The organism is Flavobacterium sp. W21_SRS_FM3 (genome assembly GCF_052113625.1).
Taxonomy (GTDB): Bacteria; Bacteroidota; Bacteroidia; order Flavobacteriales; family Flavobacteriaceae; genus Flavobacterium.
Window position 1 is genome coordinate 176,075 of record NZ_JBGQOD010000003.1, and the last position, 24,819, is coordinate 200,893.

General features: G+C 34.3%; 20 protein-coding genes and 1 other RNA gene. 11 read left to right on the forward strand and 10 right to left on the reverse strand.

From position 1 onward, the window contains the following. Positions 1 to 39: 39 nt before the first annotated feature. Positions 40 to 1,089 carry an AMP-binding protein gene (locus ACEN2K_RS07025; RefSeq protein ID WP_441758617.1) on the reverse strand — a complete coding sequence of 350 codons (1,050 nt, stop codon included), beginning with the start codon at positions 1,087 to 1,089 and terminating at the stop codon, positions 40 to 42. Positions 1,090 to 1,103: 14 nt separating this feature from the next. Continuing rightward, on the reverse strand, positions 1,104 to 2,039 hold the full coding sequence (locus tag ACEN2K_RS07030) for a CPBP family intramembrane glutamic endopeptidase (protein WP_441758618.1): 936 nt from the start codon (positions 2,037 to 2,039) through the stop codon (positions 1,104 to 1,106). A 101-nt stretch (positions 2,040 to 2,140) separates the two neighbouring features. Between ACEN2K_RS07030 and arsC the strand changes: the two genes are divergently transcribed. Together arsC and ACEN2K_RS07040 are read left to right on the forward strand one after the other, a co-directional pair. Beyond that, on the forward strand, positions 2,141 to 2,488 hold the full coding sequence (gene arsC, locus ACEN2K_RS07035; protein WP_441758619.1) for an arsenate reductase (glutaredoxin): 348 nt from the start codon (positions 2,141 to 2,143) through the stop codon (positions 2,486 to 2,488). A 100-nt stretch (positions 2,489 to 2,588) separates the two neighbouring features. Next, complete coding sequence (locus ACEN2K_RS07040) at positions 2,589 to 5,072, forward strand: TonB-dependent receptor domain-containing protein (protein WP_441758620.1); 2,484 nt, start codon at positions 2,589 to 2,591, stop codon at positions 5,070 to 5,072. Positions 5,073 to 5,207: 135 nt separating this feature from the next. On the opposite strand, the gene ACEN2K_RS07045 is transcribed toward ACEN2K_RS07040, so the two are convergent. Next, positions 5,208 to 5,381: a hypothetical protein gene (locus tag ACEN2K_RS07045; protein WP_441758621.1), complete on the reverse strand. Its 174-nt coding sequence runs from the start codon at positions 5,379 to 5,381 to the stop codon at positions 5,208 to 5,210. Positions 5,382 to 5,638: 257 nt separating this feature from the next. On the opposite strand from ACEN2K_RS07045, the gene fumC reads away from it, so the two are divergent. Continuing rightward, positions 5,639 to 7,036, forward strand: coding sequence for a class II fumarate hydratase (fumC, locus tag ACEN2K_RS07050; protein WP_441758622.1), 1,398 nt, complete (start codon positions 5,639 to 5,641; stop codon positions 7,034 to 7,036). Between the two features lie 183 nt (positions 7,037 to 7,219). On the opposite strand, the gene ACEN2K_RS07055 is transcribed toward fumC, so the two are convergent. Continuing rightward, the gene (locus tag ACEN2K_RS07055) at positions 7,220 to 8,422 is read right to left on the reverse strand and encodes an NAD(P)-dependent oxidoreductase (protein ID WP_441758623.1); all 1,203 of its coding nucleotides are present in this window, start codon (positions 8,420 to 8,422) and stop codon (positions 7,220 to 7,222) included. A 245-nt stretch (positions 8,423 to 8,667) separates the two neighbouring features. Between ACEN2K_RS07055 and ACEN2K_RS07060 the strand changes: the two genes are divergently transcribed. From ACEN2K_RS07060 to ACEN2K_RS07075, 4 genes are all read left to right on the forward strand, one after another. Next, the gene (locus ACEN2K_RS07060; RefSeq protein ID WP_441758624.1) at positions 8,668 to 9,864 is read left to right on the forward strand and encodes a serine hydrolase domain-containing protein; all 1,197 of its coding nucleotides are present in this window, start codon (positions 8,668 to 8,670) and stop codon (positions 9,862 to 9,864) included. A 90-nt stretch (positions 9,865 to 9,954) separates the two neighbouring features. After that, positions 9,955 to 10,351, forward strand: a transfer-messenger RNA (tmRNA) gene (ssrA, locus tag ACEN2K_RS07065). A 781-nt stretch (positions 10,352 to 11,132) separates the two neighbouring features. Next, positions 11,133 to 12,644, forward strand: coding sequence for a DEAD/DEAH box helicase (locus ACEN2K_RS07070; protein ID WP_441758625.1), 1,512 nt, complete (start codon positions 11,133 to 11,135; stop codon positions 12,642 to 12,644). Between the two features lie 216 nt (positions 12,645 to 12,860). Then, a complete protein-coding gene (locus ACEN2K_RS07075; RefSeq protein WP_441758626.1) occupies positions 12,861 to 13,403 on the forward strand; it encodes a hypothetical protein in 543 nt (180 codons plus the stop codon). Between the two features lie 162 nt (positions 13,404 to 13,565). Here ACEN2K_RS07075 and ACEN2K_RS07080 read toward each other — a convergent pair whose 3' ends face one another. Continuing rightward, complete coding sequence (locus ACEN2K_RS07080) at positions 13,566 to 14,036, reverse strand: OsmC family protein (protein WP_441758627.1); 471 nt, start codon at positions 14,034 to 14,036, stop codon at positions 13,566 to 13,568. 213 nt (positions 14,037 to 14,249) lie between these two features. On the opposite strand from ACEN2K_RS07080, the gene ACEN2K_RS07085 reads away from it, so the two are divergent. Further along, on the forward strand, positions 14,250 to 15,107 hold the full coding sequence (locus ACEN2K_RS07085; RefSeq protein WP_441758628.1) for an EamA family transporter: 858 nt from the start codon (positions 14,250 to 14,252) through the stop codon (positions 15,105 to 15,107). A gap of 395 nt (positions 15,108 to 15,502) precedes the next feature. Here ACEN2K_RS07085 and ACEN2K_RS07090 read toward each other — a convergent pair whose 3' ends face one another. The 3 genes from ACEN2K_RS07090 to ACEN2K_RS07100 form a co-directional block, all read right to left on the reverse strand. Then, positions 15,503 to 17,074: a GMC oxidoreductase gene (locus ACEN2K_RS07090; RefSeq protein WP_441758629.1), complete on the reverse strand. Its 1,572-nt coding sequence runs from the start codon at positions 17,072 to 17,074 to the stop codon at positions 15,503 to 15,505. 175 nt (positions 17,075 to 17,249) lie between these two features. Next, positions 17,250 to 18,830: an NADP-dependent glyceraldehyde-3-phosphate dehydrogenase gene (locus ACEN2K_RS07095; protein WP_441758630.1), complete on the reverse strand. Its 1,581-nt coding sequence runs from the start codon at positions 18,828 to 18,830 to the stop codon at positions 17,250 to 17,252. Between the two features lie 52 nt (positions 18,831 to 18,882). Further along, positions 18,883 to 19,194, reverse strand: coding sequence for a rhodanese-like domain-containing protein (locus tag ACEN2K_RS07100; protein WP_441758631.1), 312 nt, complete (start codon positions 19,192 to 19,194; stop codon positions 18,883 to 18,885). A 295-nt stretch (positions 19,195 to 19,489) separates the two neighbouring features. Between ACEN2K_RS07100 and ACEN2K_RS07105 the strand changes: the two genes are divergently transcribed. The 3 genes from ACEN2K_RS07105 to ACEN2K_RS07115 all read left to right on the forward strand — a co-directional run bounded on the left by ACEN2K_RS07105 (position 19,490) and on the right by ACEN2K_RS07115 (position 22,328). After that, positions 19,490 to 20,116 carry a Crp/Fnr family transcriptional regulator gene (locus tag ACEN2K_RS07105; RefSeq protein ID WP_441758632.1) on the forward strand — a complete coding sequence of 209 codons (627 nt, stop codon included), beginning with the start codon at positions 19,490 to 19,492 and terminating at the stop codon, positions 20,114 to 20,116. A 72-nt stretch (positions 20,117 to 20,188) separates the two neighbouring features. Then, on the forward strand, positions 20,189 to 20,977 hold the full coding sequence (locus ACEN2K_RS07110) for a sulfite exporter TauE/SafE family protein (RefSeq protein WP_441758633.1): 789 nt from the start codon (positions 20,189 to 20,191) through the stop codon (positions 20,975 to 20,977). A 76-nt stretch (positions 20,978 to 21,053) separates the two neighbouring features. Next, positions 21,054 to 22,328 carry an FAD/NAD(P)-binding oxidoreductase gene (locus ACEN2K_RS07115; protein WP_441758634.1) on the forward strand — a complete coding sequence of 425 codons (1,275 nt, stop codon included), beginning with the start codon at positions 21,054 to 21,056 and terminating at the stop codon, positions 22,326 to 22,328. A gap of 73 nt (positions 22,329 to 22,401) precedes the next feature. On the opposite strand, the gene cydB is transcribed toward ACEN2K_RS07115, so the two are convergent. Together cydB and ACEN2K_RS07125 are read right to left on the reverse strand one after the other, a co-directional pair. Beyond that, positions 22,402 to 23,478 carry a cytochrome d ubiquinol oxidase subunit II gene (cydB, locus tag ACEN2K_RS07120; protein ID WP_441758635.1) on the reverse strand — a complete coding sequence of 359 codons (1,077 nt, stop codon included), beginning with the start codon at positions 23,476 to 23,478 and terminating at the stop codon, positions 22,402 to 22,404. Between the two features lie 6 nt (positions 23,479 to 23,484). Beyond that, a complete protein-coding gene (locus ACEN2K_RS07125; protein WP_441758636.1) occupies positions 23,485 to 24,816 on the reverse strand; it encodes a cytochrome ubiquinol oxidase subunit I in 1,332 nt (443 codons plus the stop codon). Between the last annotated feature and the right edge of the window lie 3 nt (positions 24,817 to 24,819).

The following is a 24,819-nucleotide window of genomic DNA, read 5'->3' on the forward strand; positions in this document are numbered from 1 at the left end:
CTGAGCATTTACTGGATCCGTTTTTTTAAAATAGTAGTTTTAAAGACTTTGTACAATTTCTTTTCTTTTTACTTTACCATTTTCAGTCTCTGCAAATTTAGCAACATAGAAAACTTCTTTTGGTTTTTCATATTTATCTAAAGAATTAAAAACAGTCTTATCGAATTTTTGCTCCTCACCTTCTATAATAAGCACTAATTTTTCACCTAAAGTAGCATCAGGCATTCCAGCAATAAAAAATCGAGCATGGATTTCATTAGCTAATTTTTCCTCAATTTGTTCTGGGATTAATTTTATTCCTCCACTATTTACAATATTGTCAATGCGCCCTAAAAAGACAAATTGATTTTCATTTATAATCTCAACTAAATCATTGGTAACAATTTGTTCATTTGAAATTTTAGGAGCATCAATAACTAAACAATTAGAATCGTTTTGCGAAATCTTGATATTAGGCAAAATTGAAAAAGCCTTCTCACCAACTTTTTTAGCAGCGATATGTGTTATAGTTTCTGTCATTCCGTAAGTTTCATACACTTCAGTTTTCTTCAGCTTCAACAAACTTTTCTCTAGCGAAGGGCTCATTTTTGCACCGCCTACAATTATTTTCTTAACATCTTTTAAAGCAGCTAATGAATTTTGGGCTTGTAAAGGCACCATGGCAACAAAATCGTATTTGGTTTCATTCTTAGCCAAAGGATGTGAACTTGGTGGAACAAAATCAATATCCAGTCCTAAAATAAAGCTTCGCACTAACATCATTTTCCCCGCTATATATTTTGTTGGCAAGCAATATAATGCTTTGTCACCTGGATTCAAATCAAAAAAATCACCTGTTGCCAAGGCAGAATGTACCATTTTTTGTTTGTCGATTCGTACCATTTTTGGCGTACCCGTTGTACCCGAAGTAGGCAAATCAATGTATTCTTTATTATCAAACCAGTCCAATAAAAAATCTCCAATTGATTTTTCAAACTCATCCCCCTCTTTGATCAAACAATAAGAGACCCGGCATAAGTCATTTTTATCGAGATGGAAGCCGTTTAATTTAAAACGATTGTGTACATTTTTATAGGTTACTTCTTTCATTATTTTTGTCTTATTTAAAGAATATTAGATTCATTTACAGTTATTTTTCCTGTCAGTTTTTCTTTCCAACCAGTCCAACCATATTTGCTACTAAAGATATATAAAAGTATTGGGTATACAACTATAACTGGCAAGATTACATCCAGTCCTGCTTGAGGTTCTGAAATATCTTTAAAAATGGAATGCGTTTGAAAAGCAGACCAATCAGATGTTATCAGTAAAGCACTTACCAGATTATTAGCAGCGTGAAAGCCTAGCGCTAACTCCATTCCCTCGTCCATAAGGGTTATAATACCCAGAAATAATCCTGTCCCTATATAATACACAAAAATAATATTGCCCAGTTTAGTTACCTCTGGATTAGAAAGATGCATCCCTCCAAAAATTATTGAAGTCATTAATAAAGGAAACCATTTATTCTTAGCAAGATTAGCAAAACCCTGCATCAAATACCCTCTAAAAACGTATTCCTCTGTACTGGTTTGAAACGGAATTAAAATAACTCCTATAACGACTAATATTAGAAAAGGAATCGGCTTAAAGTTGAATTGAAAATCCTCAGGGCTTATTTGATAAAAAATTAATGTAGAAACGATGGTAAACATCGACCACAAACCAAAGGAAAATAAGATGCGGTTCCAATCAACCTTTTTTCGAGAAGTGGTAACCGACAGAAAACTTTGGTTATGAATATAGCGCACTACAAAATAAACTCCCATTAAAGTAACCACAAATGAAATGAGCAATAAGAACAAAGTAACATTTGGCTCAAAAAAACGCATCATTTCTTCGGTAGTAGACGGCATGTGCCTGTTGCTATTCATAGCTTCGTAAAAGAAGGCTAGTAATAATGGTACTTGACCTATGAAAGAGGTGGCTATAATGATTATAGACCCAACAATATACTTCCAAAATTTATTTTCCTTATTTACTCCCTGTTCTATAAACATGTATTTCTATTTAATTATATGTATAATTTAATTCTCATAGCTTATTTTTGTTTTAACAATGAATGCTCAACTTGAAAAAAGCGTAAAACAAAAATAGCACAATGATACAAATATACCATAATCCCCGATGCGGTAAATCCAGAAACTGTTTAGCCTTTCTGGAAGATTCAAAAAACGACTTTGAAATTATCAGATACCTTGAAGATACACCCACCTTTCAGGAACTTACTAATCTAATTAAAAAACTCAGCATTAAACCTATAGAATTAGTACGCCAAAAAGAAAAAGTTTGGATTGAGAATTTTAAAGGTAAAATTATTTCGGACGAAGAAATTATATCAGCGATGGTTCAAAACCCAATACTTATTGAACGTCCTATCGTCATAAAAGGAGATAAAGCGATCATTGCAAGAGAGTTAAACAAACTTCAAAACTTTCTGCAGGTGTAGCTATAACTTACACATTTTTTATTTAACAGTTTTTTATGATTCTCTCATTAAACCAAATGCGATTTTTGTAATCCTATTACGATAATCTAAACTAAAAATAATGCGTCATCATTTAAATTACTTTCTAACCTTAACACTATTCCTTTCCTTCTTTTTCACTTTTGCACAGCAACGGCCAGGTCCTGGACAACAAGGTCCGGCAATGGAAAGAATTAAAATTACAGGAACTGTTATTGAAAAAATAAGCAAACAACCTCTTGAATATGCTACTGTTACTTTCATTAATTCAAAAAGTGCTAAAGTAATTGCTGGTGGAATCACTAATCCCAAAGGAGAATTTAATATTGATGTTTTCCCGGGAATGTACACTATTAAAATTGAGTTTATTTCATTTAAATCAATTGAACTAAAAGAGAAGGTTTTAAAAGAAAGTACTAATTTAGGGACTTTAGCCTTGACTGAAGATGCGGCGCAATTAAACGAAGTGGTAATTCGTGCCGAAAAGTCTACAGTAGAGATTAAACTAGACAAAAAAGTATATAACGTAGGTCAAGACATGCTTGTAAAAGGGGGAACTGTCAGCGATGTATTAGAAAATGTACCTTCTGTATCTGTAGATGTTGAAGGAAATGTAAGTTTAAGAGGTAGTGATAATGTTCGTATTTTTATTGACGGACGTCCCTCTAATGCTTTAAATATGGCTGAGGCTTTACGCCAAATACCAGCAGATGCAATTGATAAAGTTGAAGTGATTACTAATCCATCTGCACGTTATGACGCTGAGGGTGGAGCCGGTATCTTAAATATCATTTTGAAAAAAGGAAAAAACCTTGGTTTTAATGGTACTTTTATCGCTTCAGTAGGTATACCGGAAACTTATGGTTTAAGTACAAACTTGAATTACAAAACAGAAAACTTAAATTTCTTTACTTCTACTGGTTATAATTATAGAACTAATGAAGGTGCAGGTTTAACAAACTCACAGTATTTTAACCCTGATGGATCTACTAATAAGTACATATATGAAGATCGCGACACGCAGCGAACAAGAAAAGGGATAAGTACTAAAACGGGAGTTGAGTGGACGGTCGCTCCAAATACATTTTGGACCAACTCCATTAGCTACAGAGAAAATAACGGGAAAAACAAAGACATCGTTAATTACAACAACTTTGATAGTAATAATGTCTTTACATCTTCTAATTACCGTTTAAATGATGGAAATGATAAAGGTAAAGATTTCGAATTTGCGTCAAATTTCCTTAAGAACTTCAATGATAGAGGACATAAATTGACGATGGATGGATCGTATTCTAGAAGTAAAGATGTTGACGACTCTGTTATTGATGGTATTTATGTAAACACCCCAACTTCTAATACTTATCAAACTACTTACAATAACAGCGTACAAAAACAATTTCAGTTCCAAGCTGATTACGTTTTACCTATAGGTGAAGGAAGCCAGTTTGAAGCTGGTTATAAAGGTAATTTTAATGATTTGAATAAAGATTATGATATCTCTAAAAGCGGGAATAATTTAGATAATTTCCTATCAAACACCTTAGAGTACAAAGAGAAAATCAATGCGTTGTACACGCAGTATGGTTTTAAAGTAAATAAACTTTCATATTTGTTTGGATTGCGTTGGGAAGATACAAATATCGATGTTAACTTATTAAAAAGTAACGAATTCAATAATAAAAGGTACAACAAGTTTTTCCCAAGTGCTTTTATGAATTATGAGATTTCAGAACAAAGCAGTTTATCTTTAAGCTATAGCAAACGATTATCTAGACCAAGAGGAAGGTTTTTAGATCCTACTCCTAACGTTTCAAGTAATATTAACATCTTTAGAGGTAACCCAGATTTAGATCCATCATTGACTGATAAATTTGATATCGGATATATTAAGCGTTGGGATAAAGTAACTTTTAACACTTCGATGTATTTTGAAAAAACTACTGATGTATTTTCTTTTGTACGTTATGAAAGCGGAGAGTTTGTAGATGGCACACCAGTTATCCTTAGTACTCCTATCAACATTGGAAAAGAACAAAAATTTGGATTTGAATTCACTTTAAATTATTCTCCAATCAAGAAATGGAAAATAAATAGTAGCTTCAACTTGTACGACACTAAAACGACGGGGGATTTTACCTATACTAATTCACAGGACGAAGTGATTGTTCAAAATTTAGATAACAAAGCATTTTCATGGTTTGCGAGAGTTAATTCTCGTTTAACATTGCCTTACAAAATTGAATGGCAGGCAAGCGGAATGTACTTTGGACCAAGCAATACAGCACAAGGAAAAAGTTTAGGTCAATACATGGTAAATACTGCTTTTAGCAAGGATATCTTAAAAGACAAAGCTACAATTGCATTTAATGTAAGTGACATCTTCAATTCACGCAAAATGAAATCAGAGACTAATTTATCTAGTGTAAGCTCTTACAGCGAATTTCAGTGGAGAAAAAGACAATTTAACTTATCATTCACTTACCGTCTTAATAAAAAGAAAACAGACAGAGATAAAAATGCACCAAAAAACACAGAAGATGATGGCGGTGGTTTTCCAGGATAATACAATGATTTAATTGGGTTAATTAATCATGATAAATGCGGGTTCGTTTCAAACGGACCCGTATTTTTTTTACAGGAAATATTGGCACAAAAAAAAGACCCGTTTTCACGAGTCTTTTTTTATCTAACAGTCAAATTAAATTGATTGTTGTTCTTGCTTCTTTTTAGCTTTTTTTTCTTTATAAGCTTCCCAAGTTGCGCCTCCTATCCAATAGGATACAAAACTAACTAGAAAGAACATTAACCAAAATCCTAATGTAAGAATGGTTAAAAAAAGTAAAAAGCCTAAATACTGTGAAAATTCAAACATGTTTTCCGGAATTTTTGAATGTAGCCACAAATGTAAGTTTAATATCCATTCTTAGCAATAAAAAATTATAAAAACTATCTATCAATTTTTATAAAATACTATTTATCCGTATTTTTGAGCTCGCTTTTAGGAGCAATTTCCAGCTATACGCTATATCCACGCAAAAAAGCGTGGGATACCGCTGCTATCTGGGCTAGGCCATAAATAAACTAGAGCATTTAGAATTCTAAAGTAAAAATAACACAAACAAATATAAAATGAAATTCAGAATAGAAAAAGACACCATGGGTGAAGTGCAGGTTCCTGCTGACAAATATTGGGGTGCACAAACAGAACGTTCTAGAAACAATTTTAAAATAGGTCCATCGGCTTCAATGCCAAAAGAAATTGTAGAAGGTTTTGCATACTTAAAAAAAGCAGCCGCTTACGCTAACTGTGACTTAGGTGTTTTACCAGTTGAAAAACGTGATGCTATTGCGGCCGTTTGTGATGAAATTCTTGCTGGAAAATTAGACGACCAGTTTCCATTAGTAATCTGGCAAACAGGTTCAGGTACACAAAGTAACATGAACGTAAATGAAGTAGTTGCTAACCGTGCTCAAGTGCTTAAAGGTTTTGAAATAGGTGAAGGCGAACAATTTATTAAAGCAAATGATGATGTCAATAAATCGCAATCATCTAACGATACTTTCCCAACGGGAATGCATATCGCTGCATACAAAGCGATTGTAGAGATCACTATTCCTGGTGTGGAGCAATTGAGAGATACATTACACGCAAAGGCAACTGAATTTAAAAACGTGGTAAAAATAGGTCGTACACATCTTATGGATGCAACACCATTAACTGTAGGTCAAGAACTTTCAGGATATGTAGCCCAACTGAATTATGGTTTAAAAGCAGTGAAAAATACTTTAGCTCACTTATCTGAAGTAGCTTTGGGAGGAACGGCAGTGGGAACAGGTTTAAATACACCTGCTGGATACGACGTAAAAGTGGCCGAATATATTGCTGAATTTACTGGTCACCCATTTATAACTGCAGAGAATAAATTTGAGGCACTTGCTGCTCATGATGCAATTGTTGAATCACATGGCGCTTTGAAACAATTAGCTGTTTCATTAAATAAAATTGCTAATGACATTCGTATGTTAGCTTCTGGACCTCGTTCAGGAATTGGAGAATTAATCATTCCTGAGAACGAACCAGGTTCTTCTATCATGCCAGGTAAAGTAAACCCTACGCAATGCGAGGCATTAACCATGGTATGTGCTCAAGTAATGGGTAATGATGTTGCGATCGCTGTTGGAGGAATGCAGGGTCACTACGAATTAAATGTATTCAAACCATTAATGGCGGCTAACTTCTTACAGTCTGCACGTTTATTAGGAGATGCCTGTGTATCGTTTGATGAACATTGTGCTCAAGGTATCGAACCGAACTACAAAAGAATTAAAGAATTAGTTGACAATTCATTAATGCTTGTTACCGCTCTAAATACTAAAATAGGTTACTATAAAGCGGCAGAAATTGCTCAAACAGCACATAAAAACGGAACGACTCTTAAAGAAGAATCTGTACGTTTAGGTTATGTTACTGCCGAAGACTTTGATGCTTGGGTAAAACCAGAAGACATGGTCGGAAGCTTAAAATAATATCCCTTTTAAGCAAATCACACTTATAAAGTAAAACCCCTGCAGTTTTGAAACTGCAGGGGTTTGTTGTTTTTATCTATCAAGAAAAAAGGCTAATATGTATTACTAAAATACACTAAAAGCAAAACATTATTATTATTATTATTATTATTATTATTATTATTATTATTATTATTATTATTATTATTTTCCGTCGACGTACTCTTGTAAATAACTAAATCTAGGAGTCAATTTACCATTCTCAGTCATTTTGGCTCTAGCCAGAATTCCATCTTTATCATCATTAAAGAAAGCTGGAATAACATGCTCTAAGAACATGGTTCCAAAACCTTCACTAGCATCTTTAGGCAACTCACAAGGCAAATTATCTACTGCCATCACGACAACAGCGGCAGGATGGAAAACATCCACTTCTTTATGCTCGGATGGTAAATAGCCATAGAGGGGCTCAGCTATAGTTGAAGCACGAAGGGTACAAGCAATTGGTCCATTAATATCACAAGAAACATCACCCACCACTTTTATTTTACAGTCCTTAGATTGTAGCATGGCTCTCGTAAGAATATCTGGCGCATCATTTCCATGAAAATGACCAGTAATCACTATATCAGATACTTTAGTAAAACGTTCAAAATTTCCAATATAGTCCTTAGAGTTATTGTAAAAATCTTTACAGTTGATTACTTGTCCATCGATACGCTGGTTATAATCTAAAACATCAATTTGAGTATATACTGCCTGTGTATAGTTCTTCGTTAAATAATTTTCAACCGTAACTTGCTTAATTTTAATAGCATCCAATACTTCCTTTATACCACCACCCACTTTTCCGCTTCCTGTGACTACAAATTTAATAGGTGGAAAAACGATACGTTTCAATTGCCTGATTAATTCATCTTTACCCGATAGCGTTTCTGCCTTAGGCAATTTAAATAACTCAAACTTTAAACCAAACGCACGAATGGTGTTGTAAGCACCTACTATTCCAGCATATCTGCCGAAACCAATTAATCTTCGATTATTAGCATCAACAATAGTCTCGTGATCATATAAAGTAATATTCTTATCTAATACAGCCTGTAACAATCCTCTATTATATGGTTGCTTTTTTATCGTATGAGAAAAAAAGAAATAGGATTTATTAGCAATTAAGTTCTCAACTGGAACTTCTTTTACTCCAAATAAAACGTCACAATCGCTTAAATCATCAGTAATCTCGATACCTAAACTTTGATATTGCTCATCTGAAAAAATTCTTATATCTGATCGTTCCACCTTTACAGTAGCAGCAGGATAAAGTTCTTTCAATTGCATTAAGGCATCAGGTGAAAAAACAACTCTTCTATCTGGCGGGCTTTTTCTTTCTTTTATAATTCCGAATTTCATATGCGTGTACGTCTTTTATTTAGGTTTTAAATAAGTTCCAAATTTTAATTGTTACAAATATAACACTTTAAAGTAAATTTGTTTGATTTTTAAAAAAGATAGTAATCTGTAAAGTATTAAAAGCTGACTCCCAAAATGATAGTAATGAGTAGCAAAAAACTTTTATAAAATACTGTTAAGGTTTGAAAAAAAAATATAGCAAAAGAGATTGATTCTATATATTTGCGTTTCAACTCCACAGGATAATGATCTTCATAAAAAAAGCAAATATACTACAAATACTCATGCTTACAGCGGTTTTGAGTTCTTGTAAACAAAAGAATCAAACAAACTCGACCTCAACAGAAAATGAGAAGCCTACAAAAGTAGAATTGATAAAAAAGGGACCAAAACTTTCAGAAAGTTATGTTGCTTCCAAGAAAAATGCTATAACTCATTTCTACAATAAAAACTGGCCTCATAATAGTCTAAATGGAGGATTTCTAGTAGCAAAAGATGGCCACATTATTTTTGAAAAATATGAGGGCTATGCTAATTATAAGAAAAAAACCGTAATGACTGATACCACAGCATTACACATAGCCTCAGTGAGTAAGGTGATTACTGCCACTGCTGTTTTAAAACTGATTAATCAAAATAAAATCACTTTAGAGCAGAAAGTCAATACTATTTTAAAAGAGTTCCCATATCCCGAAGTAACAATTAAAACCTTACTTAACCACAGAACAGGAATGCGTAACTATGCCTATTTTACGGAGAAGAAAGTAATATGGGATCGTCATAAAATCCTGACTAATCAGGACATTTTAACAATTATGGCTACTAAAGGAATTGATCTAGAATTTAAAACTGATAGTCGCTTTAGTTACTGTAATACTAATTATGCAATGCTAGCCTTGGTAATCGAAAAAGTTACTGGTTTGCCTTACAAAGAGGCAATGAAAGAAATTATTTTTGAGCCACTTGGTATGAAGGACACGTTTGTATTTGATTATGAAAAAGACAAGAAAACGGCTACGCCCTCTTACCGAGGTAATTTTTCGATGGTTAATTTGGACTATTTAGATGCAGTGTATGGAGATAAAAACATTTATTCCACGCCGAGAGATCTATTAAAATTTGATATGGGTCGAAATTCACCTCAGTTTTTTGAGCCTAAATTGTTAGCAAAAGCTTTTATTGGATACAGTAACGAACATAAAGGAAAAAACAACTACGGTTTAGGAATGAGAATGATAAACTGGCCTACGGGACAAAATTTTTATTTTCATAATGGCTGGTGGCATGGTAACACGTCAGCATATATCACCCTGCCAAAAGAAAAGGTGACAATCATAGCATTATCAAATAAATTTAGCCGCATGACCTACAAAGTGCGTAATTTGGCTGCTTTGTTTGGTGATTATCCTTTTAAATTAGATGATGATGGCAAAGAGGAATGATTTTTGCATTGTAATAAATCGAGGGTGACTTGTCTATTTAATTAAAAAAAGAATACATTTGCACTCTCAAAATTATTTTGAATACTAATTGGGGTCGACTGGTTTTGACAGCAAGTCGAATTGAGAAGTAAGCACGCCGAGCATTGAGACCTTGCTCGTAAATATAAGATCTTACAATTTTACACGGCGAAAATAACTACGCTTTAGCTGCATAATCCGAATTATAGTACGATTACGCCACGTTCCTATCAGATAGGAAAGCTGGATTCTCCTTGAAAGCCTTGGTTTGTGGCGTTCAGTCCAGGAGAACCGTAAAAATAAACCTAGATTTCCATAAGCTTCGGGTGGATTTCGAAATTAAGAAGATAAGTATTGAGTGGCTGTTTCTGGCCTTGCTCACTATCGAAAATCTAATCAGGAAATAAGCGCGTAGAAAGCTTTTTAGTTGCTTGTTTGGACCCGAGTTCGATTCTCGGCGACTCCACAAAAAAAGCCTGTAATTCTAAGAATTACAGGCTTTTTTAATTTTATCAAGACTGTGTTACAGAACTTCGCAGCTCGGGAAATAGAAAACGGAAAACTTATAAGAGCTTTCGATAAAAAGAGAGTTGGTTTGCTTGTGCAAGCAAGCATAATGCTTCGTCCATCTTGTCCACTGCTACAATCATTACTTTTGAATTTACATGATTACGACTGCATATTCCACTACCCTTACCTAAAAGCTTCCAAATGCCTCTCAGCATCGTCAGTATAAGAAGTGACTTCTATTCCGTTTTTAGTACGAACCTATAAATAGGACATCATATGGCATAACGCCGCTACTCTGGGAATTGTTTTGTTACCATTGATGCTATTTCATGACATTTAAATCTATGTCTACAGTTTCACTACATAGAAAAAAGCCCAGCAATAAGGCGCATTTATAATACATTACTCTGCATAAATACTCGATTTTAACACATCTCTTAGTTGAAACATGTTGAGTAAAAATTGCAATTAATTTTCACTACGCTCTTAATGTGACTTTGAGTCTGTATTTTTCTGTGTTGATTTTAACTCTAATCATATAACAAAGTCCGCGAATCGTATAAAAATATCATGAGTCAAACAGCTTACTTTTATTTTTCAAAATGAAATAAAAAAGTAAAATATAAAAGCGCAGTAATCAACTAGGATTATTACAAAAACAAGTTTCTAAAATTTGACTAAAGACTTATTTATAATGAGATATATTTAGTCTTAACTGCACTCATAACACATATATAGCGATGAAAAATACAACTCAAAATGCGACTCAATTTTATGATTATCAGCAAAAAGATATAGCCACAATATTTACAAGTATCGAAAATAAACCAAATCAAAAAATACTGTATCAATTGCCTACGGGTGGTGGAAAAACCATGATATTTTCAGAAATTGTTAGAAAATACCTCTCACAATACAACAAGCAAGTAATGGTATTAACCCATCGTAACGAACTCTGTAAGCAGACATCAACAACGCTGAAAAAACTCACCGTTCAAAATAAGATCATTGGGAGCAAAACTAAAAATTTTAAAAGCAATGCTACATGTTATGTTGCCATGGTTGAGACAATGAGGAACCGAATCAGGTCTAAAAAAATAAATACTAAGAATGTTGGTCTAGTCATTATTGACGAAGCACATCATAACTCGTTTAGAAAACTAACTAAGAAATTCAAAAATGCCTTCATTATAGGAGCCACAGCAACGCCCTTCAGTTCTGATGTATCAAAGCCTTTGAATAGTTATTATGAAGGATTAATTACTGGGGAAAGTATCGCTAATCTTATTGCTAATGGATTTTTGGCTAAGCCAAAAACGTATCAATATGAAATAGAACTGAACTCTCTTAAAACTGGAATTCACGGTGATTTTACGGTGAGCTCTTCCAATGAATTGTATGGATCAGCCCCTATGCAAGAACTTTTGCTTCAAGCATACAAAGACAATGCAAATGGCAAAAAAACATTAATCTTTAATAACGGAATCGCAGTATCAAAGCAAGTAGAGGAAAATTTTAAAGCAGCTGGGATTCCCGTAAGGCATTTAGATAATAAAACTTCTGAAGAGGAGCGAAAAGAAATATTGCAATGGTTCAAGAAAACTAAAAATGCGGTTTTAACATCGGTTTCGATTTTAACGACTGGTTTTGATGAGCCTACAGTAAAGCATGTTATATTAAACAGGGCGACTACTTCTATTACTTTGTATCATCAAATGGTAGGACGAGGCGCGCGAAAACTAGCATCAAAAAAGACTTTTGGAATAACCGACTTAGGAAACAATATTCAGCGTTTTGGAGCTTGGGAAGCACCTTTAGATTGGAAATATATTTTTGACCATCCAGATGATTTTGCAAAGCAGTTGCACTATCAAATAGTGGGAAATTCATCTACACAATCAAACGCTATCACTGCAGAAGTTCGAAGTCATTTCCCTAAGACTTTAGAAATGACATTTGATATCGAAAGCCACTATCAGGAAGCAATTGACATGGACAAAAAACACAAAACTGTCATTCAGCAATCGATTAGACAGCAAGCAAAGATGTGTCTTGATAATGGAGAAACATTAAGTCATGCATTAGAACTTGCAGCCATTTTAACTCCCGAAGTACAGTGGCGCGTCAAGCAATATGTAAAATGCTTAGACAGTGCCAGTCCTAGTTATAAAAACTGGCTGATGGAAGATTATCAAAATCGTTTAGAAGGTTTAATAAAAAAGTTGTATCCAAAAATTCATGCTGAAGATTAGAATAAAGAGAGATTTTTATCCCTAAAAGTCACTCATAATTAGACTACTCTTTGGTGGTATTTTATTTTTATTCGAAAAATATAACTTCCATAACGATTTGAAAATAAAGCAGTAAAATTAAAATTACATAATATTTGTCGAAAATTTTATAGTCTGATTATGGTGATGATTTAGCAAATTTACAATTACAAATAAACAAAAATTAAAACTAAAATTATGGAAAGTAGAGACAATCACAATTTAGACAAACGTCCGATGATGACAGGAATGTTTGCAGACAGAAAAAGCACTGAAAATGCATATAATGCCTTACACGATCGAGGTTACACAAGAGATGAAATCAATTTACTAATGTCAGACGAAACGCGTAAGAAACATTATTCGGATGCAGATGACCACTCTGAATTAGGAACAAAAGCAGCAGAAACTGCTGGAACGGGATCAGCCATTGGAGGAACTATCGGTGCCATTGTTGGAGTAATCGCAGCAATAGGGACTAGTGTTGTTATTCCAGGATTAGGATTAATAATTGCAGGACCTCTTGCCGCAGGATTAGCTGGTGCTGGTGCTGGTGGAATAACAGGTGGTTTGATTGGCGCACTTGTAGGTTCAGGAATTCCTGAAGAGCGTGCAAAAATCTACGAATCTGGAATAAATGAAGGTCACGTAGTTTTAGGAGTACATCCTAGAACAGACGAAGATGCAGATTATTTAGAGAATAATTGGAAAACAAATAGTGGAAGAGATATTTATAGATAGTATTAAAACCCCTTAATTTAAAAATCGATGCTTATAAATGCATTTTAGATCTATCTAAAAAATTTAAAATTGGGATAAGATGTTAGATTAAATTCTCAATCAATACACAAAAAAAGCCTGTGATTTTTGGAATTACAGGCTTTTGTTATTTTATTCAAGGTGTTACAGAACTTCGCAACTCGGAAAATGCAAAATAGGAAAATTGCAAGAGTTTGCAATAAAACAAAGTTGGTTTGCTTTTGAATGCAAGCGTAATGCTTCGTCTATTTTGTCCTCATCTTTAATCGTTACCTTTGGATGTAAATGAATAGCAAGGAATCGTCCACTGCCGTTGTCTAAAACTTCGAGTTGTGCCTCAGCATCATCAGTATAAGAGGTCACTTCGATTCCATGTTTAGTACATACATATAAATAGGACATCATATGGCAAGAAACGACGCTACTTAGTAATAAATCTTCAGGATTGTATAACTGGGGATTTCCTTTAAAAGCTTTGGCTGCTGACACATTCAAGATTTCTTTTCCTGCAATAGCAATTGTATGACTTTTACTATATTTTTTGGACGTGGCATGAGGATCTTCTTTATCTAAAAACCACTTCAATTTTACTTTAAATAGATGCTTAAAACTCATCGCTATTATTTTTACTTCAAAAGTAATAAAAACCAATATAAGTTAGAGTTTCACTTAATGGTTAGTAGCACTGTTACATCAGATAAAAAAATTAGTACCATGATGAAAGATTTTGTGCTGCTGTTTATTAGAATAATAAATTTTATTCGGTCTTTCGTCCAAAAAGTAGATTAGAAAATTTGTAGTTTTACCAGCCTATAGCGACACAACAAAGTGAAAAATAAACTACTCAACATCCCTCCTATTCCCGCAGTACTCTTTGCCATAATAAGTGTGCAATCTGGTGCCGCAATTGCAAAGACACTCTTTCCAGCACTTGGAGCTGCCGCAACAGCATCGTTACGAATTGGTATATCTGCCATCATACTTTTGGCGGTTTATAGACCCAACTTGTTAAAGATTACACCAAGTCAATGGAAAATTGTTATTCCTTATGGATTATCTCTTGGAGCTATGAATCTAATTTTTTATTTAGCGATTGAGCGGATTCCTATTGGGTTAGCAGTAACACTAGAATTTATTGGCCCATTGGTGGTAGCGGTAGTAGGATCTACACGGTTACTGGATTATTTATGGGTGCTTCTCGCTGCAGCTGGAATTGTTTTGATTGCTCCATGGTCTGATAATGGTGTTGATCTATTAGGAGTACTATTTGCTTTGTTGGCTGGAGCACTTTGGGCAGCTTATATTGTACTTGGAGGTAAAGTATCTAAAATAATGAAAGGAGGCGAAGCTGTTGCAACAGGAATGCTCTTTGCCACCATATTAATACTCCCTTTTGGTGTATTAGGAGATGGATTTCAAAGCCTCACACCAACATTATTTTATTTAGGAATTGCTCTAGCAATGTTATCTAGCGCAATTCCGTTTACCTTAGAGATGAAAGCGCTTGGTCAATTGCCATCCAGAACATTTAGTATTCTAATGAGTTTAGAACCTGCAGCTGCTTCCATATGTGCGCTACTATTCTTGCAGGAATATCTCACTTTCAATGAAGTATTGGCTGTTATCTTTGTAGTAATCGCTTCGGTAGGATCTACGATTACCGCAAGATCAAAAAGAGTTAAATAAAAAGCAAACGGCATTATACTGCTTTAGTTTTGCAATTAGCTCATCAAAAAGAACTATTATTCATTAAGATGATAAAATCGGTTGGCTAAAAACTGAATTAATAAATAAGTTATCGCAACGATGATAGCCAGTGAGATAATAAACGTAATCAAATTCAGTACTATATTAGGAATGAAATTTATTTTTGGATGGGTATAATAGGGCTCACGATGCAATCGTTCGTGGATATTCTGCTGTAGTATTTTGAGTTTATTTTTGATGATAGAGCCTTTTTAAATGGTAACTATTGCTACTAAATCTTATTGAATGTTTTTAACAACTCTAAAATACGTAATTAATTCAAAACATAGTTCTTATAAAATAAATAAATGATATAATTGCTTTTAAAGAAGCAGTTATTTGTTTCCTTTTAAAGGAATTTGAGCCATAGCTCTTTCGGCAATAGCGGTAATAGAAAGCGACGGATTAACACCTGGATTAGCAGAAATCATCGAACCGTCAATAATCATCATGTTTTTATAGCCAAAAACTTCATTATTTTTATTAATAACGCCTTCACTACTATCTTTCCCCATTACAGCTCCACCTAATACATGTGCAGTAGATGGAATTCCGGCTAGAGACTCTAATACAAATGAAGTGGGCTTACCGCCAATTATATCACTGTATTTCTTAGTGAGTGCTAATGATTCTGGAATATCAGCCGTTGGTTTAACACCTGAACTCACTGAAGAAGACATGTTTCCAAAAATATTTTTTTTGAATCTCAAAGTACTATCTATCGATTGCATAAACAGCAAAACCGTCGTGCTTTTTGACCAACTATTAACAAAATAAATTTTAAAATAGCTTAGCGGAAATGCAATAAGTTGTTTTATCATATTCAATAGGCGCACCCCAATGTTTTTGCCATTTGAGAGTGGCAAATGAAGTAACTTCCAGAAACCAGAACCTTCACCATATCGCACCATTTCTAAATGGCTATTCTCGTCCGTGTGTAATAAACTACCTATTGCCACACCTCTTGATAAGTTTTTATTTTTATCTAAAGTTGACACACTTATTAAAGTTTCGTTATTTGTTCGAATATTATCGCCTAATGTTTTCGATAATGAGGGAAGTGATTTCTCCTTTAATTTCAATAATAATTTTACGGTGCCTAAAACGCCTCCCGAAAAAATCACGCCTTTTGTAGTAAAATCCTTTTTTGCGTTCCATAGCTTAGTGCTCGATTTTAATCGAACTGTATAGCCCGTTTCTCCATTTCCGTTATCTAAAGGGATAACATCATACACTTCATTTTCTGCTAAAATTTTCGCTCCGTTTTTCTGTGCTAAATAAAGGTAGTTTTTATCCAATGTGTTTTTAGCATTGTGCCTACAGCCAGTCATACAAGCTCCACAGAAAATACAGCCTGCACGATCAGGTCCTTGGCCATCAAAATAAGGGTCTTTTACTACTTTGCCCTGCTGTCCAAAAAAGACGGCAACATCAGGATGTTCAAATTGGTCTTCCCGCCCCAGTTCTTTTGCTAAGGTTTGTAAAGCAATATCACTATCATACAATTTAGGGTTGCGAGTTGCACCAAGCATTTTAAGGGCTTTTTGATAGTAGGGTTTTAATTCGTTTTCCCAGTCTTCTAATTTGCTCCAACTTCCTGATGTATAGAAATTAGTTTTAGGAATAGGTAATGTATTCGCATACACTAAAGAACCGCCGCCAACTCCTGTTCCAGAAATGATAACTACGTGTCTAAAAATGCTCATTTTCATAATACCAAAAAAGCGTAGATAAGGCATCCACAACCACTTGCGTAGATTCCAGTTGGTTTTAGCAAAATCATCTGCTTGATACCATTTACCTTTCTCTATGACCAGAACCTTATAGCCTTTTTCTGAAAGTCGCAAGGCACTTACTGACCCACCAAAACCACTACCTACAATGATATAATCAAAATCGTATTGCATTTCTACTTTATTGTTTGTTGAAAATTAAGCAATTATTTTGAATTAAGATGCATGCATAGTAAAAGCTAATAATATTTTAAAATGAATTTTAATTTGTTCAAATTAGATTTGGCTTATTGGCATAAAAAAACCGCCTCTTTAATAGGAGACGGTTTGATTCTATTTTAATTTGTTATTACAAAATATAATCAGTGGTGATGAAATTAGACTCATCACTATTTAATAAAGCTTGTAATATTTCATTGTTATAATCATTATCCTTTGAAGCTACGAATGTTCTAATAGAGAAAGAACGCAGTGCATCATGAATACTTAATGTTCCCACAGCAGAATCTTTGCGTCCTGTAAAAGGATAAATGTCTGGTCCTCTTTGACAAGAACTATTAAGATTTACACGACATACTAAATTTACTAAGGTATCAATAAGCGGTGCCAAAGTTTTAATATCATTACCAAATAAACTTACCTGCTGGCCATAATTCGATTCCGCCATATCGTTTAAAGGCTCTTGAATATCACTAAAAGTTAGGACAGGTATAACTGGTCCAAATTGCTCCTCATGATATACTCGCATCTCTTTATTAATGGGATATAAAACGGCAGGGAAAATATAATTAGGACTGTGTTCGCCACCTCTCTCATTAATTATTTCTGCACCTTTACTTTTAGCATCATCTATTAATTCTTGAATGTAAGCTGGTTTCTCTTTCTCTGGTAAAGGCGTTAGTGAAACTCCTTTTTCCCATGGATTCCCAAAAGTCAACGCATCTACTCTAGCGGCAAATCGTTTATTAAATTCGACTGCTATATTTTCATGTACATATAATACTTTTAATGCAGTGCAGCGCTGACCATTAAAAGACAAGGTTCCGGAAATACATTCTTGGATCGCTAAATCTAAGTCGGCATCTGGAAGAATTATTGCAGGATTTTTGGCTTCAAGCCCTAAAATTAAACGCAGTCTGTTTTTATTAGGATGCTGATCTTGTAAAGCGATAGCAGATTTGCTATTCCCTATCAAAGCTAAAACAGTTACTTTACCTGAAGCCATAATTGGCGAAGCGACCTCACGACCTCTTCCATAAACTACGTTGATTACACCCGCAGGAAAACTATTTCTAAAAGCTTCTAATAAAGGTGAAATTAGCAAAACTCCATGTTTAGCTGGTTTAAAAACAACGGTATTCCCCATAATTAATGCAGGAATAAGTAGTGCAAAAGTTTCGTTTAACGGATAGTTATAAGGCCCTAGACACAACACAACACCTAGAGGTCCACGGCGTACCATGGCATTCACGCCTTGGCTCTTAGTAAATTTAGCACTGTCTCGATCTAACTTTTTATAATCTTCAATAGTATCGTAAATATATTCTACCGTTCTATCAAATTCTTTTTGAGAATCAGGAAGTGTTTTACCAATTTCCCACATTAAATATTTCACTACCTCATCACGAGTTGCTTCCATCTGCGTCACAAAACGGGTCATACATTTAATACGATCTTTCACGCGCATTGTAGGCCACAAACCTTGTCCGTTATTATAAGCAGCATCAGCAGCTTCTACAGCCTCTAAGCCTTCTTTTTCTCCCATATATGGAATCGAACCTAAAATAGTAGGTAAATATTCTTCAGTAGAAGAAATTGTAGAAAATACAGGAGAGGTTTGTCCTTCCCAATTTTTTAATTCGCCATTAAGTAAATAAGTATCTTGATTTAATAAATCTTTAATTTGATATTCTTCTGGTATATTATTCATTTCTTAGTTTTTAGTTAGTATAATTAAAAAAAGAGGCAAATGCCTCTTTAAGTTAGGGTGCAACGACGTCTCCGTTCCATGCTAATATCCCACCTGTTAAGTTGTAGGCATTTTGAATACCTAATTCATTCATTACTTCACAGGCTTTAGCACTTCTAGCACCAGAGCGGCAATAAACATAGTAATTCTTATTCTTGTCTAGCGCTTCGATATCATTGATAAAAGCTTGCCCTTGATGAATATCAATATTAATTGCATTTTCAATGATTCCATCATTAAATTCATCTTCGGTTCTTACGTCTAATATTACTGCATTCTCATCTGCTTCTAGCTGAGAAACCCAATCTTCTTGTGTTAAATTCATAGTGGTCTTTTTTGTAAAAATACAATGTTTTTTGGTAACTAAAAACTAACAATATGTGAATTAAATATTAATTTCGAGAAAACGATTTCGCGACTATTTAATAATCAGTCATTTATAAAATTAGTTACAAATGCTCTAAAAAAGCCTAGTAAATCCATAGGTAAATTATCAAAAGTGTATTGGATAAATAGATGAGCATAAAACAATTAACTAGTACCCTAGTTCATTTTAGATGTGCAATATTTAATGTACTTTTACAGTACTGTCACTCAAAATCACTCGAAAAAAAATCACAATGCAAGATTCATTAAAAAATATTTTTCCCAATTTTTCAGATGCCTTATTGGATGATATCAAAAACAATGCTATTGTCCAATCGTATCGTGCTGGGGATATTATCATGAGAACTGGGCAATATATCAACAATACGCTGCTATTAACGGAAGGCCAAATCAAGATTTACAGAGAAGGTGAAAATGGAGGTGAATTTTTTATGTATTATTTGCAACCTGGTCAAGCTTGTGCTGTTTCTATGATCTGTGCGACAAAAAGCCAAACCAGTCAAATTATGGCTAAAGCTGTTGATGATGTAGAACTAATTATGGTACCGTTAGCGTTAATGGAAAAATGGATGATGGAACACCGCACTTGGTATGAGTTTGTCATTTTTACTTATCGAACCCGTTTTGAAGAAGTGCTGGAAGTAATAGATAATATTGCTTTTAGAGCAATGGACGAACGTTTAGAATTTTATTTGAAGCGCCATACTGATGCTTGTGGCTGTAAAGATTTAAAACTATCTCATCAAGAGATTGCTACTGAACTCAACACCTCTAGAGAAGTAATTTCTCGTTTATTAAAAAAAATGGAGCAACGCGGTTTAGTACAATTGCACCGTAATCATATTGAGATTTTAAAATAAAATCATTCCTATGTGATAAATGTTACTGTATTTGAGTTTTTAACAAGCAACCTTTGTAGTAAATATTTATAGATGGAAATTTTTGGTTACTTAGCTTCAATAATAATTGGTCTTTCTTTAGGATTAATTGGCGGTGGTGGGTCTATCCTTGCAGTCCCTATTTTAGTTTATCTTTTCAATGTTCATCCTGAACAGGCAACTAGTTATTCTCTATTCATTGTAGGAATTACTTCTATGATTGGGTCATACAGTCATTATAAATTAGGGAATTTAAAAATAAAATCGGCCCTTGTTTTTGCCATACCTTCTATCCTCTCTTTATTGCTGGTTAGAAAAATTTTGATGCCTCTTATCCCTGATAGTCTCTTCTTTATTCAAAATTTCGAAGTTACTAAAGGCATTTTAATCATGGTTATATTTGCTTTTTTAATGATTGCTACGTCCGTATCGATGATAAAGAAAAATAAAAAAATAACTGTTGTGAAAGAAGTTAACTTTAAATTTCTGGCAGTAATTGGTTTCTTTGTTGGGTTAATCATTGGCTTCTTAGGAGCGGGTGGTGGTTTTTTAATTATTCCTGCATTATTGTTTTTTGCTAATTTACCAATGAAACAAGCAGTGGGGACTTCTCTATTTATCATTTTCATCAACTCACTAATAGGTTTTAGCGGCGATTTACTAGGTGGTGTCGTTTTAGATTACAAATTACTTTTACTGATATCTCTTATGGCTATTGTGGGATTATTCATTGGAACACAATTATCTAAAAAAATAGATGGGTCTAAATTAAAACCTGCTTTTGGATGGTTTGTATTGGTGATGGGAATTTATATTATTGCCAAAGAAATCTTGTTTAAATAAAAACACATGTGACATAAGTCACTGTTTTTCAATGTTTAATCATGTAATATTGTAGTAACTAAAATACTTATCAATCATGAAAGAACATTTTGAAATATTAATTATTGGAGGTGGAAACGCCGGGCTTTCTGTTGCATCACAATTACTTCGTAAAAAAAATAGTTTAAGCATCGGAATTATTGAACCATCAGAGAAGCATTATTATCAACCTGCATGGACATTAGTAGGTGCAGGTATCTACGATATCCATAAAACGGTCCGACAAGAAAAAAACTACATCCCAAAAAATAGTACTTGGATAATTGATGCTGTAACGGAATTTATGCCTACTGAAAACAAAGTGCTTTGCAAGAGTGGTAAAGAAATTAGTTATAATTATCTCGTAGTAAGCCCCGGTATTCAGCTAGACTGGGACAAAATAAAGGGACTCAAAGAAACCTTAGGACAAAATAATGTGAGTAGTAATTACTTATTTGAATTTGCACCTAAAACATGGGAATTTATCGAAAATTTTAAAGGAGGAACTGCAGTTTTCACCAATCCACCAACGCCTATAAAATGTGGAGGTGCTCCCCATAAAATAATGTACTTAGCTTGTGATTATTGGAAAACGAAAGGGATTCTAGACAAATGTGATGTTCATTATGTTTCAGGCGGAGCTGGTATTTTTGGTGTTCCAGAATATGCTGAAACTTTAAAAGAGGTTTTAAAAAAGTTCAAAATTACGACCCATTTTAATTCGAATGTAACCGCTATCAATGGCGATACGAAAACAGTAGAGTATGAAACTAAAGCAACTGATGATACTATAATGCAAAGTCTTTCTACACTTGATGCATCTTGCTATGCTATTGCTGCCCACGATGAAAATGCTGAGACTAAAAAAGTATCAATAAAATTTGATCTGTGTCATGCTGTACCGCCACAATCTGCTCCAGATTTTATTAAAAAAAGTCCGCTTGCTGATCCTGATAATCCTTATGGTTTCGTTGCAGTTGATAAATATACACTTCAGCATTCTCATTTTCCTAATATTTTTTCTTTGGGAGATTGTATCAACGCGCCTTGCAGTAAAACGGGAGCAGCCATTCGTAAACAAGCTCCAGTTGTGGTAGCTAATTTGATTTCGGTAATGAACAATGAAAAACCAACATCCTTGTATGATGGTTATAGCGCCTGTCCTATTCCAACCCAATATGGAAAATTAATGCTGGCAGAATTTGATTATGATAATAAGCCCAAAATGACCTTCCCGTTTGATCAGGCAAAACCACGATGGACCATGTGGAAACTAAAAACAAAAGTTTTACCTTGGTTGTATTGGAATAAAATTCTAAAAGGAACAGCTTAAGACTGTACTATACATAACAAACTCCCTTGTAAAATGCATTGCAAGGGAGTTTTTATTTGTAAGATCTGTACTTTTAATGCTCTCCATAACCCACATCATCCATTTTACCACTAAAAACTTTGTATTGAATGATAAAGTACGTAATCACCAATGCTAATGCAATTGCAAACCAGTACACACCAACCGACAATCCATAGTCATCTGCTGCTACATTATAAATTGTCAGTGAAGGATTTAAAGCATTTGTAGAAGGCAATACATTCGGAAAAATAGAGGCAGCTGTTGCTGCAAATCCGCCTACTAGGAATAAACTGGAAAATAAGAATCCGGTTCCGTCGTGAGTGAAAGATTTTATTTTAAATAATCCGAAAATACCTGAAAAACATAACAGTGGAAATACCCATAAAATAGGATTAGCTATAAAATTATGGAAGGGTTCAGGTTCTATTCTATTCCAAATCAATAATGAGACAATGACTAATCCTAGCAAAACAAAATTAAGTTTAAAAACTAATTCTTTCAACTTAGGGTTCAGATCGGAGTTGGTTTTAAAAATAATCCAGTTGGCCCCATGAATCATTAAAGCTACGACACTTACCACTCCTAAGAACAATGTGAACCAATCAATAATCCCTAATTGGTCTGCCTTTGGGCTAAAAGAAGGATTCCATAACGGCAGAAAGAAAAAATGTGCTTCTTGAGTCGAAACACCATCAGTAACCATTCCCAGATTCACACCTCGAACAACATTTCCTAAAGCTACTCCAAAAAATAGGGCTAACAACAAACTAGCAATACCAAAGGCTTTATCCCAAACGGCTTCCCACATAGGATGGTGAATTTGCCCACGCAGTTCTAGACCTATCGCTCTAAAAATCAGTAGCCACAGTATCATCATCAAAGGCAGGTAAAAACCACTAAAAGAAGAAGCATAAAGTGTGGGAAAAGCAAAAAACAAAACCCCACCCGCAGCTATTAACCACACTTCATTAGCGTCCCAAAAAGGGCCTATTGCATTTGTTATTGCTTTTTTATCTTTTTCTGTTTTCGCAAAAAATAAATGAATAATTCCTGCACCAAAATCATAACCGTCTAAAACAATATAAACGGCTAAAATTCCCATCAAAACAATATACCAGAAAAACTCCATAATCAATTATTTTTTTATAGTTTCAGGACCATTTTTAATAATTTTTCCCACCAATAGCAGAAATAACAAACCCAGTAGCAGGTACAAACCAACAAACCCTAATAAGGTAAACAAGGTATTCCCTGAGGAAACTGTTGGTGATGCTCCATCAGAGGTTCGTAATAAATTGTACACTAACCAGGGTTGTCTACCTAATTCAGAAGTATACCATCCTGTGGTGTTAGCGATATAAGGAAATGGCATCATAAAGAATAAAGACCATAAAATCCATTTAGTTCCAAAAAGTTTTTTTCTAAATAATTGAAAAACGGCTAACGACATAATCCCTATAAAAAGCGTTCCTAAACCTACCATAATGTGGTACGCATAGTACAGCCCTGAAATATTTGTTGGGTGGTTTTTTTCGTCAAATTGATCTAATCCTTTAACGGTGGTATCCCAACTACCATAAGTTAAAAAGCTTAGAACATTAGGCACTGCTATCTTATTATCTAGTTTTTTATCTTTTACATCAGGTTGCCCAATTAAAACAATTTCGGCTCCTTTTTCTTCGGTATGGAAGATTCCCTCCATTCCTGCAAAAGTAACCGGCTGGTATTTTACCACATTTTTGGCTAAAAGATCCCCTGTAGGTACAGCTACAATTATACTGGATATCAATCCAAAAATAACTCCTGTTTTTAAAAATAGCTTTCCATAAGATTCATTGCGTTTGCTCAATATATAAAGAGCGCCAATACCTGCAACCACAAAAGAACTGGTCACTAACGAGGCCGCCTGATTGTGTAAGTATGAAGGCCATAACCAAGGATTAGTAAACAAAGCGCCAAAATTATTCAATACAAATTTGCCATTCGCCAGAACTTCGAAGCCCACAGGATTTTGCATCCAGGAATGGGTTGCTATAATAAGAAAACCACTTGCCCACGAACCTATAAAAATTAGCAATGCGGTTACAAAATGCCATCGGTGGCCTACTATTTTTTCGCCAAAAAGAAATATTCCTAAAAACGAGGATTCAAGAAAAAAGGAGAACATGCCTTCCATGGCTAAGGTCTGTCCTATTATACCACCCGTTAGCTCTGAAAACTTAGCCCAGTTCGTTCCAAACTGAAACTCCATTGGTATTCCTGTCACTACGCCCATGGCAAAATTTAAAGCAAATATTTTCATCCAAAAATGAGTCGCTTTATTATAATGTACATCGTCTGTTTTTAGAAACTTCCACTTAAAGTAAACAATGATCAGAGACAAGCCCATAGTTAACTGCGGAAAAAGGTAGTGAAAGGTTATTGTAAATGCGAACTGCATTCTGTCGTAAAAGAGCATTTCTTCCATACT